Origin of the sequence: Pseudomonas tremae (genome assembly GCF_001401155.1) — a bacterium.
GTDB classification, from domain to species: domain Bacteria; phylum Pseudomonadota; class Gammaproteobacteria; order Pseudomonadales; family Pseudomonadaceae; genus Aquipseudomonas; species Aquipseudomonas tremae.
The window spans coordinates 1-249 of sequence record NZ_LJRO01000066.1; the positions used below are offsets into that span (position 1 = coordinate 1).

The 249-nt window shown below is 56.2% G+C and carries 1 protein-coding gene; it reads left to right on the forward strand.

Features of this window, described 5'->3' with window-relative positions; genetic code table 11:
- On the forward strand, positions 1 to 249 hold a 249-nt coding region (locus tag ALO43_RS04325; protein ID WP_157062266.1), incomplete at both ends, for an efflux RND transporter permease subunit.

Consider the following 249-nt stretch of genomic DNA (forward strand, 5'->3'; position numbering starts at 1 on the left):
CTGGAAAACATCTCCCGGCATATCGAGGAGGGCGAAACACCTCTGCAGGCCGCCCTGAAGGGCGCGAAACAGATCGGCTTCACTCTGATTTCCCTGACCCTGTCGCTGATTGCAGTGCTTATACCGCTGTTGTTCATGGCTGATGTGGTCGGGCGGTTGTTTCGCGAGTTCGCGATCACTCTGGCAGTCGCCATCCTGATATCGCTGGTGGTATCGCTGACCCTGACGCCCTGTCTCTTATACACATCT